This is a genomic window from Paraburkholderia solisilvae (assembly GCF_902859875.1).
GTDB lineage: Bacteria > Pseudomonadota > Gammaproteobacteria > Burkholderiales > Burkholderiaceae > Paraburkholderia > Paraburkholderia solisilvae.
The window spans coordinates 42984-54784 of the sequence record NZ_CADIKF010000026.1 but is presented as its reverse complement, the minus strand read 5'-3'; the positions used below and the strand labels follow the sequence as shown (position 1 = coordinate 54784).

At 62.4% G+C, this 11801-nt stretch carries 12 protein-coding genes; all 12 read left to right on the top strand.

The features are described from left to right. The first annotated feature begins 136 nt into the window (after positions 1 to 136). The 12 genes from mnmG (at position 137) to atpG (ending at position 11681) form a co-directional block, all read left to right on the top strand. A complete protein-coding gene (gene mnmG / locus HV675_RS17230; protein WP_175112142.1) occupies positions 137 to 2101 on the top strand; it encodes a tRNA uridine-5-carboxymethylaminomethyl(34) synthesis enzyme MnmG in 1965 nt (654 codons plus the stop codon). Further along, positions 2098 to 2805: a 16S rRNA (guanine(527)-N(7))-methyltransferase RsmG gene (gene rsmG / locus HV675_RS17225; RefSeq protein ID WP_175112141.1), complete on the top strand. Its 708-nt coding sequence runs from the start codon at positions 2098 to 2100 to the stop codon at positions 2803 to 2805. The genes mnmG and rsmG overlap by 4 nt, the downstream gene beginning before the upstream one ends. Positions 2806 to 2857: 52 nt before the next feature. Then, positions 2858 to 3628: a ParA family protein gene (locus tag HV675_RS17220; protein ID WP_175112140.1), complete on the top strand. Its 771-nt coding sequence runs from the start codon at positions 2858 to 2860 to the stop codon at positions 3626 to 3628. A 41-nt stretch (positions 3629 to 3669) separates the two neighbouring features. Next, a complete protein-coding gene (locus HV675_RS17215) occupies positions 3670 to 4560 on the top strand; it encodes a ParB/RepB/Spo0J family partition protein (protein WP_175112139.1) in 891 nt (296 codons plus the stop codon). A 12-nt stretch (positions 4561 to 4572) separates the two neighbouring features. Beyond that, complete coding sequence (locus HV675_RS17210) at positions 4573 to 5721, top strand: SLC13 family permease (protein ID WP_175112138.1); 1149 nt, start codon at positions 4573 to 4575, stop codon at positions 5719 to 5721. Positions 5722 to 6012: 291 nt separating this feature from the next. Next, positions 6013 to 6582, top strand: a complete 570-nt coding sequence (locus HV675_RS17205) for an ATP synthase subunit I (protein WP_175112137.1) — start codon at positions 6013 to 6015, stop codon at positions 6580 to 6582. Positions 6583 to 6737: 155 nt separating this feature from the next. Continuing rightward, a complete protein-coding gene (atpB, locus tag HV675_RS17200; RefSeq protein WP_175112136.1) occupies positions 6738 to 7589 on the top strand; it encodes a F0F1 ATP synthase subunit A in 852 nt (283 codons plus the stop codon). Positions 7590 to 7669: 80 nt separating this feature from the next. Continuing rightward, positions 7670 to 7939 (top strand): F0F1 ATP synthase subunit C, encoded by a 270-nt coding sequence (gene atpE, locus HV675_RS17195; RefSeq protein WP_007180033.1) that lies wholly within the window; start codon positions 7670 to 7672, stop codon positions 7937 to 7939. A 144-nt stretch (positions 7940 to 8083) separates the two neighbouring features. Continuing rightward, complete coding sequence (locus HV675_RS17190) at positions 8084 to 8554, top strand: F0F1 ATP synthase subunit B (protein ID WP_175112135.1); 471 nt, start codon at positions 8084 to 8086, stop codon at positions 8552 to 8554. A gap of 2 nt (positions 8555 to 8556) precedes the next feature. Then, on the top strand, positions 8557 to 9096 hold the full coding sequence (locus HV675_RS17185; RefSeq protein WP_175112134.1) for a F0F1 ATP synthase subunit delta: 540 nt from the start codon (positions 8557 to 8559) through the stop codon (positions 9094 to 9096). 70 nt (positions 9097 to 9166) lie between these two features. Then, a complete protein-coding gene (gene atpA / locus HV675_RS17180; protein ID WP_175112133.1) occupies positions 9167 to 10708 on the top strand; it encodes a F0F1 ATP synthase subunit alpha in 1542 nt (513 codons plus the stop codon). Positions 10709 to 10793: 85 nt separating this feature from the next. Beyond that, a complete protein-coding gene (gene atpG, locus HV675_RS17175; RefSeq protein WP_175112132.1) occupies positions 10794 to 11681 on the top strand; it encodes a F0F1 ATP synthase subunit gamma in 888 nt (295 codons plus the stop codon). Positions 11682 to 11801 lie beyond the last annotated feature (120 nt).

Here is an 11801-nt window from a genome sequence, read left to right as displayed (position 1 = left end):
GCGTGTTTCACGTGAAACACGCCGCTTTTTCTTTGTGCACGCGATCCAACGAAAATCGGGCCAAAAGCGAACCCGTTATAATTCGCCCATACATTTTTCTGAAAGGCTCGCGCAATCGCCCGCGTGAGATCTCCCGATGCTTTATCCCACAGAGTTTGACGTCATCGTCGTCGGCGGCGGGCACGCCGGCACCGAGGCGGCGCTGGCTTCCGCGCGCATGGGCAACAAGACGCTGCTGCTCACGCACAACATCGAAACGCTTGGCCAGATGAGCTGCAATCCGTCGATCGGCGGCATTGGCAAGGGCCATCTGGTGAAGGAAGTCGACGCGCTTGGCGGTGCAATGGCCGCGGCCACCGATGAAGGCGGTATCCAGTTTCGCATCCTGAATTCGTCGAAAGGGCCGGCGGTCCGCGCGACGCGTGCGCAGGCGGACCGGTTGCTGTACAAGCAGGCGATCCGGCGGCGGCTCGAGAATCAGCCGAATCTGTGGCTGTTTCAGCAGTCGGTCGACGATCTGATGGTCGAAGGCGATCGCGTGGTTGGCGCGGTGACGCAGGTCGGCATCCGCTTTCGCTCGCGTGCAGTCGTGCTGACCGCGGGGACGTTCCTTGACGGCAAGATTCACGTCGGCCTGAATAACTATACGGGCGGCCGCGCTGGCGACCCGGCCGCGGTGTCGCTTTCGGCACGTCTGAAGGAATTGAAGCTGCCGCAAGGGCGCTTGAAAACGGGCACGCCGCCGCGCATCGACGGCCGGACAATCGACTTTTCGAAGCTGGAAGAGCAGCCGGGCGATCTGGATCCGGTGCCGGTGTTCTCGTTCCTCGGCCGCGCGGAGCAGCATCCGCGTCAGGTGCCGTGCTGGGTCACGCATACGAATGCGCAGACGCATGACATTATCCGCGGCGGACTCGATCGATCGCCGATGTACACCGGCGTGATCGAAGGCGTCGGGCCGCGCTATTGTCCGTCGATCGAGGACAAGATTCACCGGTTCGCGTCGAAGGAGTCACATCAGATCTTCCTCGAACCGGAAGGGCTGACGACCAACGAGTTCTATCCGAACGGTATCTCGACGAGTTTGCCTTTCGACGTACAACTGGAGCTGGTTCGCTCGATGCGCGGCCTGGAACAGGCGCACATCCTGCGGCCGGGCTACGCAATCGAGTACGACTACTTCGATCCGCGCGCGCTGAAGGCGTCGTTGGAAACGAAGGCGATCCACGGGTTGTTCTTTGCGGGACAGATCAACGGTACGACCGGCTACGAGGAAGCGGCGGCGCAAGGGCTGCTGGCTGGGATCAACGCCGGCTTGCAGGTGCAGGGCAAGGACGCGTGGAGCCCGCGCCGCGATCAGGCGTATCTGGGCGTGCTGGTCGACGATCTCGTCACACGTGGCGTGTCGGAGCCGTACCGGATGTTCACGAGCCGTGCCGAGTATCGGCTGAGTCTGCGAGAAGACAATGCGGACATGCGTCTGACGGAAGTCGGCCGCGAGCTTGGCGTTGTCGACGACGAACGCTGGGATGCATTCAGCCGCAAGCGCGACGCTGTTTCACGTGAAACAGATCGCCTGCGTACCACGTGGGTCACGCCGAAGACGCTTTCTCCTGACGAAGCGACGGCGCTGCTCGGCAAGTCGATCGATCACGAATACAGCCTCGCCGAGTTGCTGCGCCGCCCGGGCGTGTCGTACGACGGGGTGTGCGCGTTGCGTGAAGGCGCATGCGGTCCGGCCGAGGCGCTGGCGGACGATCCGGTTCTGCTTGAGCAGATCAAGGAGCAGATCGAAATCGGCATCAAGTACCAAGGCTATATCGAGCGCCAGGCTGACGAGATCGAGCGTAACGAAGCGCACGAAAACACGCGTCTGCCGGAAGGGCTCGACTATGCGGAAGTGCGTGGGCTTTCGTTCGAGGCACGTCAGAAGTTCACGCAATTCCGGCCCGAGACGATCGGCCAGGCGTCGCGAATTTCCGGCGTTACCCCGGCCGCGATTTCGTTGCTGATGGTTCATCTGAAACGCGGCTTGGGCCGCCGCTCAGCCAAACCGGCCGGCACCGAAGCCGGCACCGACAGCGCGCCGGTGGCTCAATGACGGCGCGCCACGGCAGTCCGGCCGCCGCCAGTCGCGATACGCTGGCGGCGCTGCTGGCCGAAGGCGCCCGCGCACTGAAGCTCGATCTCACCGACACGCAATCCACCAGACTGCTCGATTACGTCGCGCTGCTCGCGAAATGGAACGCCGTCTATAACCTGACGGCGATCCGCGACCCGCGGCAGATGCTGATCCAGCACATCCTCGATTCGCTATCGATTGTTCCGCACCTCGCGGCGCGAGGGCCGTCGTCGGCGCTTGACGTCGGGTCGGGCGGCGGCTTGCCCGGCATCGTGCTCGCGATCGTGCTGCCGGACTGGCGCGTCACGCTGAACGATATCGTGCAGAAGAAGACGGCGTTCCAGTCGCAAGTGAAGGCCGAACTCGGACTCGCGAACCTGTCGGTGGTGACGGGCCGCGTCGAAACGTTGCATCCCGGGGTTGAAGTGCCCGAAAAATTTGACGTGATTGTGTCGCGCGCATTCGCAGAGCTCGCGGATTTCGTTACACTGGCCCGTCATCTGGTCGCGGAAAACGGCGCGATCTGGGCGATGAAGGGCGTGCGTCCCGATGCCGAGATCGTACGCCTGCCGGCCGGCGCCGAAGCGAGGCAGGTCATCCGGCTCGACGTGCCGTCGCTCGACGCCGAGCGGCACCTGGTCGAAGTCCGGATCGACGGTCGTTCGGCTGCGGCGGCAAGCTGACTCGCCCACACCCATACCCAACACATTCAGGCAGCAAAGGGACACTTCAAAGATGGCAAAAATCTTCTGCGTTGCGAACCAGAAGGGCGGAGTCGGCAAAACGACGACAGCTGTCAATCTCGCCGCGAGCCTCGCATCGCAGGGACAACGTGTTCTGCTTATCGATCTCGATCCGCAGGGCAACGCGACGATGGGCAGCGGTGTCGACAAGGCCGCCTGCGAGAACACCGTCTACGAAGTGCTATGCGATGGCGTGTCGGTAGCCGATGCGCGAGTGAAGTCGGAAGCCGTTTCCTACGACATCCTGCCGGCGAACCGTGAACTTGCGGGCGCCGAAATCGAGCTGGTCGGCGTGCAGAACCGCGAGCGTCAGTTGAAGGACGCGCTGCTGCACGTCACGGCAGACTACGACTTCGTGCTGATCGACTGCCCGCCGGCGTTGTCGCTGCTGACGCTGAACGGATTGTGCGCGGCGCATGGCGTCGTGATCCCGATGCAGTGCGAGTATTTCGCGCTCGAAGGCCTGTCGGATCTGGTCAACACGATCAAGCACGTGCACGCGAACATGAATCGCGACCTGAAGGTGATCGGCCTGCTGCGCGTGATGTTCGATCCGCGCATCACGCTGCAGCAGCAGGTCTCCGATCAATTGAAAGAGCATTTTGGCGACAAGGTGTTCGACGTGGTGATCCCGCGCAACGTGCGGCTCGCGGAAGCGCCGAGTTACGGGCTGCCGGGTGTCGTGTTCGATCGCGCGTCGCGCGGCGCGCAGGCCTATGTGCAGTTCGGCGCGGAAATGATCGAACGGGTGCGCGCGCTATGAGCTCACAACGCCAATCATCCAAAGCCGACCGAGGAAACACGATGAACGCAGTAGCAAGAAAGAAGGGGCTGGGCAGAGGACTGGAGGCGCTGCTGGGCGGAAGTGCGGACATCGCCGAGGCCGTGAAGATCGACAGCGCGCCGCATACGCTGCCGCTCGCGAAGATGCAGGCGGGCAAGTATCAGCCGCGCACGCGCATGGACGAGGGCGCATTGCAGGAGCTGGCCGCGAGCATTCGCGCGCAAGGCCTGATGCAGCCGATTCTCGTGCGGCCGATCGGCGGCGAGAGGTTTGAAATTATCGCGGGCGAGCGCCGTTTCCGTGCCGCACATCTCGCGGGCCTCGACGAGGTGCCGGTGCTGGTGCGCGACGTGCCGGATCAGGCCGCCGCGGCGATGGCGCTGATCGAGAACATTCAGCGTGAAGACCTGAACCCGCTTGAAGAAGCGCAGGGCATTCAGCGGTTGCTCGACGAATTCCACTTCACGCACGAACAGGCGGCTGAATCGGTCGGCCGCTCGCGCAGCGCGGTGTCGAACCTGCTGCGCTTGCTGAATCTCGCGGCGCCGGTGCAGACGATGCTGCTCGCCGGCGATCTCGATATGGGCCACGCACGCGCGCTGCTCGCCGTCGACTCCGCGACGCAGATCACGCTCGCGAATCAGGTGGTCAACAAAGGCATGTCGGTGCGCGAGACCGAAAAGCTCGTCACCGCCACCAACAAGGCGGCGCCCGCACCGAAAGCGCGCGCCGACCACGACGGCGGCCGCGATACGCGCCGGCTCGAGGACGAACTGTCGGACCTGCTCGCTGCGACCGTGAAGATCAAGCTCGGCCGGCGCGGCCGCGGCCAGGTGACGGTCGAATTCGGCGACCTCGATGCGCTGGAGGGCATACTCGCGCGTCTGCGCGGCAACGCCGCCGCCGCATAAGCGCGCCTGACCGTGCCATCGGCGGAACGCGCGTTCAAGCCCGCGCACAATGTGCTGCGGGCGGTCTGGGCATTTGTCGCGAAGGAGCCGGTGCTCGCGATCCTCGCGCTCGCGCTGATCCTGCTGCAGATTTTCCACGCGCGCCCATGGACGACGCTGCCGTCGCTAGTCGACTGGCAGACGGTGTTGACGCTCACCGGCCTGCTGATTCTCACGAAGGCGGTGGAGTCGTCAGGATTCCTGATGTGGGCTGCGCATCGCGTCGTGCATCATATTCACACCGAGCGCGCGCTTGCCTGCCTGCTGGTCGGCCTTGCCGCGGCATTATCAACAGTCCTGACAAACGACGTCGCGCTCTTCGTCGTCGTGCCGCTCGCGCTGTCGCTGCATCACCTGACGCCGCTGCCGTTGAGGCGTCTGGTCGTGTTCGTCGCGCTCGCAGTGAACGCCGGCTCGATTCTCACGCCGCTCGGCAATCCGCAGAATCTCTTCCTCTGGCAAACCAGCGGCGTGTCGTTCGGCCGCTTTGTCTGGACGCTCGCGCCGCTGTGCGCGGTGTTGATGGCGATGCTGGTTCTGCTGACGGCCGCGTTTTTCCGCGGCAAGCCGCTCGACCTGTCGAAGGATGTCGACCTGCATCCGGTGGACCGGCCGCTCGTCGGCGTCGCGGCCTTCCTGTTTGTCGCGTTCGTGCTGCTCGCGGACGCGCATCGGCCCGGCATCGGACTCGCGGGCGTCGCGCTCGGCTTTCTGATCTGGCGTCCGTCGATCGTGCTGAAAATCGACTGGCTGCTGCTGCTGATTTTCGTGCTGATGTTTATCGTGCTGCGCAGCGTCGCCGCGTTGCCGCTGGTGCACGGGACCGTGAGTGCATGGCAGCTTACGACGCCACTAAAAACCTACGTAGCAGGGGCAGTGCTTTCACAGGGCATCAGCAACGTGCCGGCCGCGATCATGCTCGCTGAATTTTCGAAAGACTGGCGCGCGCTGGCGTTCGGCGTGAGCGTCGGCGGCTTCGGCATCGCCATCGGCTCGCTTGCGAATCTGATCGCGGTACGCCTCTCGAACGAGCGCGGCATGTGGACGCAGTTTCATCTTTTTTCGGTGCCGTTCTGGCTCGTCGGCGGTGTGCTTGGCGGATGGATTCTGTTGCATTTTTGACACCGACTCATACAGCATAAAATCACGCCGGCGGCGCTGAAAAAGCCGTGAAAGAACTTCGCCACGAAAGGGACTCCGCCGCTCAGTCCGGTCGCTTACATTTACAACCGCTTTCGCCCGAAAGAGATCAATTTTCGTTTCGCCGGAGGCCGCCGCGTGGTATTTATTGAACGCCCTAAAGTCTTGAATTGGCTGCAACTATCGCTTACAATCGCCCGGATTTATTTGCTCGGTACCCCCGTAAGCGGTGAGTAAGCTCGCGGGCTGAATAGAACTTGGCGAGACACTGCAATGGCGGTACAAAAGTCGGGCACGGCGCGGCATCACGCGTCGAAGCAAAGCAACGACGAACACCGTACTGAGCCAGTCGCGTCTGAGGCGGTATCAGATTCGTCTCAGGGTCTTCGCACTGCGCATCACGATGCGTGGGATGCTGAGCAACAAGATAACAATATCGTTCCGCTCACTCGGGTAGAAGCAGAAAAGCTATTCGGCCCGAACGTGAGTCGTCCATCGCGCGTCACGCCTTACAAGGTGGTGGCGGCGCAAATGGTTTTGTCCCTGGGTGCGACGCTGCTGTGGTGGCTGTTCTACAAGCCGCCGGGTGCTGCTGCGCTGTCCGCATTTCTCGGGGGAGCGATTTGCTGGGTGCCGAGCGCGTTGTTCGCGGCACGTCTTAAGAAGTTGAGCGGCGCTGAGACAGCAATGAGCTGGATGATCGGCGAAGCGCTCAAGATGGGGGCGACAATCGCGATGTTCGTTGGCATCGCGTTCTGGTATCACGACGTGCAGTGGGTGCCGCTGCTGGTCACCTACCTGGTCGCGCTCAAGACGTACTGGATTGCCCTGGCCTGGCGGTAACGAAGGAAGGTAAAGAACACCGGCTGACGCGGTAGCGGTACCGCGTCGCCGAAAGGCGCGCGTGCTCGAGACGGCCCGCGCCGGGCAGGGCTCGCAACGCGAACGGCGGCGAGCGGCCTCGAACGATTTTCGACAATTTGGGTGGCAATAAAGATATGGCAGCTAGCGAAGGAACGCGCGCTCTGGATCCGTCCGAGTACATCGCGCATCACTTGCAGAATTTCTCCACCGCGCATCAGACGTCGATTTTCGACATTCATGTCTGGAATCTGGACACGCTCTTCTGGTCGATCGTCTGCGGCCTCGTCACCATTCTCGTGCTGCGCCTCGCGGCGCGCAAAGCCACGCCGGGCGTTCCGGGCCGCTTCCAGTGCGCGGTCGAGATGCTCGTCGAGATGGTCGAAGACCAATCGAAATCGATGATTCACGGCAACCGCCGCTTTATCGCTCCGCTCGCGCTGACCGTGTTCGTCTGGGTCGCGCTGATGAACTCGCTGGACTTCCTGCCCGTCGACCTGCCGGGCCGCGTGATCGGCTGGCTGGGCCTGTCGGAAGTCATCCCCCATCATCGCATCGTACCGACGGCAGACCTGAACGGCACCCTCGGCATCGCGCTCGGCGTGTTCGTGCTGATGATTTATTACAACCTCAAGATCAAGGGTCCCGGCGGCTTCGCGCATGAACTGCTGTCGGCCCCGTTCGGCGCGCATCCGCTGCTGTGGATCCCGAACCTTGCACTGAACATCATCGAGTTCGTCGCGAAGACGGTTTCGCTCGGCATGCGGCTCTTCGGCAACATGTACGCGGGCGAACTGCTGTTCCTGCTGATTGCCCTGCTGGGCAGTATCTGGAATTTCGGCGCGGACACGACGGTGCTTGGCTTCATCGGCCACGTGATCGCGGGCAGCGTGTGGGCAATCTTCCACATCCTGATCGTTCTGCTGCAGGCGTTCATTTTCATGATGCTGACGCTGGTATATATCGGCCAGGCACACGACAGCCACTAACCCCGGTCCTGTCGGCTAAAAGAATCGCTTTAATTTTTCTAAATCCCAGTTCCAAAAAGACTTTTCACAAAGGAGTGATCATGCAAGCTTTCATCGCCAACATCCAGGGTCTGACCGCCATCGGTATCGGCATCATCATCGGCCTGGGTGCTATCGGCGCCTGTATCGGTATCGGCCTGATGGGCGGCAAGTACATCGAAGCGTGCGCCCGCCAGCCGGAACTGATGAACCCGCTGCAAACGAAGATGTTCCTGCTCGCAGGTCTGATCGACGCGGCGTTCCTGATCGGCGTCGGTGTGGCCATGCTGTTTGCGTTCGCGAACCCGCTGCTGTCGAAGCTGGCAGGCTGAGGTTCCTCGGAAGTGTGCGCCTGACCTATAACAGGGAAGGGTGCCAAGCGGAACGGGCACTGGGCGCTGATCGAGCACTGATTCGATGAGCGCCTTGCCGTTTCCCGTCTCCCCCGTCCGAATAGCAACATTTGAGGAAACACCGTGAATCTCAACGCAACTCTGTTTGCGCAAATGGTCGTGTTCCTGATCCTCGCGTGGTTCACGATGAAGTTTGTGTGGCCGCCGTTGGTCAACGCCCTCGACGAGCGCGCGAAGAAAATCGCCGATGGCCTGTCGGCCGCCGAAAAGGGCAAGGCGGAACTCGAAGCCGCGCACAAGCGGGTCGACCAGGAACTTGCGCAGGCACGCACCGACGGTCAGCAACGGATCGCCGAAGCCGAGAAGCGTGCCGTGTCGGTCGCCGATGAAATCAAGGCGCAGGCACATGCCGAAGCTGCCCGCATCATCGCTCAGGCGAAGGCTGACGCCGATCAGCAAATCGTGAAGGCGCGTGAAGCGCTGCGCGCCGAAGTGGCGGCGCTCGCGGTGAAGGGCGCCGAACAGATCCTGAAGCGCGAAGTGAACCAGTCGGTTCACGCCGATCTGCTGAATCAACTCAAAACCGAGTTCTGATCATGGCCGAACTTGCCACCATCGCCCGTCCGTACGCTGAAGCGCTGTTTGCGGTTGCCCAGACGGGTGACGTGAACGCGTGGTCCGCGCTCGTGCAGGAACTGGCTCAGGTTGCGAGCCTGCCGGAAGTGGAATCGATCGCGACGAGCCCGAAAGTGAGCCGCGCACAGGTCGCCGAGCTGGTGCTGGTCGCGGTGCAGTCGCCGCTGAAAGACGACGCGCAGGCGAAGAACTTCGTGCAGATGCTGGTCGACAACCATCGGTTGCCGCTGCTGCCGGACATCGCCACGCAGTTCGACGCGCTGAAAAACGCGCGTGAAGGCGCGGCCGATGCTGTGATCGTCAGCGCGTTTCCGCTCGAAGGCCAACAGCTGAACGACCTCGTCGCGACGCTCGAACGCAAGTTCAAATGCAAGTTGAAGCCGACTGTTCAGGTGGATGCGTCGCTGATCGGCGGCGTGCGCGTGACGGTGGGCGACGAAGTGCTCGATACCTCGGTCCGCGCGCGGCTGGCCAGCATGCAAACGGCGCTTACCGCTTGATTGTGCGAACTACGGCGCAGAACGCGCCTGGCGGCTGGCACGCAACAGAATTGACTATCAGGAGCGAATAATGCAACTCAATCCCTCTGAGATCAGCGAGCTGATCAAGAGCCGGATCCAGGGCCTTGAAGCGAGCGCAGACGTTCGCAACCAGGGCACCGTGATCTCCGTGACCGACGGTATCGTGCGCGTTCACGGCCTGTCGGAAGTGATGCAGGGCGAAATGCTCGAGTTTCCGGGCAACGTGTACGGCCTCGCGCTGAACCTCGAGCGCGACTCGGTCGGCGCGGTGATTCTGGGCGAATACGAAAACATTTCGGAAGGCGACATCGTCAAGACGACGGGCCGCATTCTCGAAGTGCCGGTGGGCCCGGAACTGGTTGGCCGCGTGGTCGACGCGCTCGGCGTGCCGATCGACGGCAAGGGTCCGGTCAACGCGAAGCTGACCGACGCAATCGAAAAGATCGCGCCGGGCGTGATCTGGCGTAAGTCGGTGTCGCAGCCGGTGCAAACGGGTCTGAAGTCGATCGACTCGATGGTGCCGATCGGCCGCGGCCAGCGTGAGCTGATCATCGGCGACCGTCAGTGCGGCAAGACCGCGGTGGCCGTCGACACGATCATCAACCAGAAGGGCAAGGACCTGATCTGTATCTACGTCGCGATCGGCCAGAAGGCTTCGTCGATCATGAACGTGGTGCGCAAGCTCGAAGAAACCGGCGCGATGGCCTACACCATCGTCGTGGCCGCTTCGGCTTCGGAATCGGCCGCGATGCAGTACCTCGCGCCGTACGCCGGCTGCACGATGGGCGAATACTTCCGCGACCGCGGGCAAGACGCGCTCATCATCTATGACGATTTGACCAAGCAGGCCTGGGCCTACCGTCAGATCTCGCTGCTGCTGCGCCGTCCGCCGGGCCGTGAAGCGTATCCGGGCGACGTGTTCTATCTGCACTCGCGTCTGCTCGAGCGCGCCGCGCGCGTGTCGGAAGAGTACGTCGAGAAGTTCACGAAGGGCGAAGTGAAGGGCAAGAGCGGTTCGCTGACCGCGCTGCCGGTCATTGAAACGCAAGCCGGCGACGTGACCGCGTTCGTTCCGACCAACGTGATCTCGATTACCGACGGCCAGATCTTCCTCGAAACCGACCTGTTCAACGCAGGCATCCGCCCGGCTATCAACGCTGGCGTGTCGGTGTCGCGTGTCGGCGGCGCCGCGCAGACGAAGGTCATCAAGAAGCTGTCGGGCGGTATCCGTACCGACCTCGCGCAGTATCGTGAACTGGCCGCGTTCGCGCAGTTCGCATCGGACCTCGACGAAGCGACCCGCAAGCAGCTCGAGCGCGGCCGCCGCGTGACGGAACTGCTGAAGCAGCCGCAGTACCAGCCGCTGCAGGTGTGGGAACTGGCTGTGTCGCTGTTCGCCGCGAACAACGGTTACCTCGACGATCTCGAAGTGAAGGACGTGCTGGCGTTTGAAAAGGGCCTGCGCGAATTCCTGAAGACGAGCCATGCCGATCTGATCAAGCGCATCGAAGACAACAAGGACTTGTCGAAGGACGACGAAGCCGCGCTGCATGCGGCCCTCAAGGACTTCAAGAAGTCCGGCGCTTACTGATCCGATCCGCGAGACATAACCGGACCTCGAAGCAGCGCGGGCAATTGAAGTCAGCCCGCGCGCGGTTTCGATCAAGGAGCAAGCAATGGCTGGAATGAAGGAAATTCGCGGCAAGATCAAGAGCGTGCAAAACACGCGCAAGATCACCAAAGCGATGGAAATGGTCGCCGCATCGAAGATGCGCCGCGCCCAGGAGCGCATGCGCGCGGCCCGTCCGTATGCCGACAAGGTCCGTGACATCGCTGCGCACATGAGCCGTGCGAATCCTGAGTATCGCCACCCGTTCATGGTGTCGAACGATGCGGCGAAGACGGCCGGTTTCATCCTCGTCACCACTGACAAAGGTCTGTGCGGCGGGATGAACACGAACGTGCTGCGTGCGTCGCTGCAGAAGTTCAAGGAGCTCGAAGGCGAAGGCAAGACGATCGACGCAACGGCGATCGGCAGCAAGGGTCTCGGCTTTCTGAACCGTCTGCGCGCGAAGGTCGCGTCGAACGTCGTGCAACTGGGCGATACGCCGCATCTCGAGAAGCTGATCGGCGCGGTGAAGGTGCAGCTCGACCTGTACTCGGAAGGCAAGGTCTCGGCGGTGTACCTCGCGTACACGCGCTTCATCAACACGATGAAGCAGGAGCCGGTGATCGAGCAGCTGCTGCCGCTGTCGGCCGACAAGTTCGAGGCGAGCGACGACGGCGACAAGACGACGCCGAGCACGTCGTGGGATTACATCTACGAGCCGGACGCGCAAACGGTGGTCGACGAACTGCTGGTGCGTTATGTCGAAGCGCTGGTCTATCAGGCCGTCGCGGAAAACATGGCGTCGGAACAGTCGGCCCGGATGGTCGCGATGAAGGCCGCTTCGGATAACGCGAAGACGGTCATCAACGAGTTGCAGCTGTCGTACAACAAGAGCCGGCAGGCCGCGATCACGAAGGAACTGTCGGAGATCGTCGGCGGCGCGGCGGCAGTTTGAGCGTAGCCACCGGTAGGCGACTGGAAACGACCGCGCGCGACTGAATGCGATCGCGCAAACAGAACAAGCTGCGGGCAACCCACCGCGCCGTAGCGCGAGTGAAGAATTGAGTATCTAAAG

Bases quoted from the DNA above. Each gene is read 5' to 3' on its own strand.
- HV675_RS17205 (WP_175112137.1), top strand. From the start codon at position 6,013: ATGGCGGTACAAAAGTCGGGCACGGCGCGGCATCACGCGTCGAAGCAA.
- atpB (WP_175112136.1), top strand. From the start codon at position 6,738: ATGGCAGCTAGCGAAGGAACGCGCGCTCTGGATCCGTCCGAGTACATC.
- atpE (WP_007180033.1), top strand. From the start codon at position 7,670: ATGCAAGCTTTCATCGCCAACATCCAGGGTCTGACCGCCATCGGTATC.
- atpA (WP_175112133.1), top strand. From the start codon at position 9,167: ATGCAACTCAATCCCTCTGAGATCAGCGAGCTGATCAAGAGCCGGATC.
- HV675_RS17185 (WP_175112134.1), top strand. From the start codon at position 8,557: ATGGCCGAACTTGCCACCATCGCCCGTCCGTACGCTGAAGCGCTGTTT.
- HV675_RS17215 (WP_175112139.1), top strand. From the start codon at position 3,670: ATGAACGCAGTAGCAAGAAAGAAGGGGCTGGGCAGAGGACTGGAGGCG.
- atpG (WP_175112132.1), top strand. From the start codon at position 10,794: ATGGCTGGAATGAAGGAAATTCGCGGCAAGATCAAGAGCGTGCAAAAC.
- mnmG (WP_175112142.1), top strand. From the start codon at position 137: ATGCTTTATCCCACAGAGTTTGACGTCATCGTCGTCGGCGGCGGGCAC.
- rsmG (WP_175112141.1), top strand. From the start codon at position 2,098: ATGACGGCGCGCCACGGCAGTCCGGCCGCCGCCAGTCGCGATACGCTG.
- HV675_RS17220 (WP_175112140.1), top strand. From the start codon at position 2,858: ATGGCAAAAATCTTCTGCGTTGCGAACCAGAAGGGCGGAGTCGGCAAA.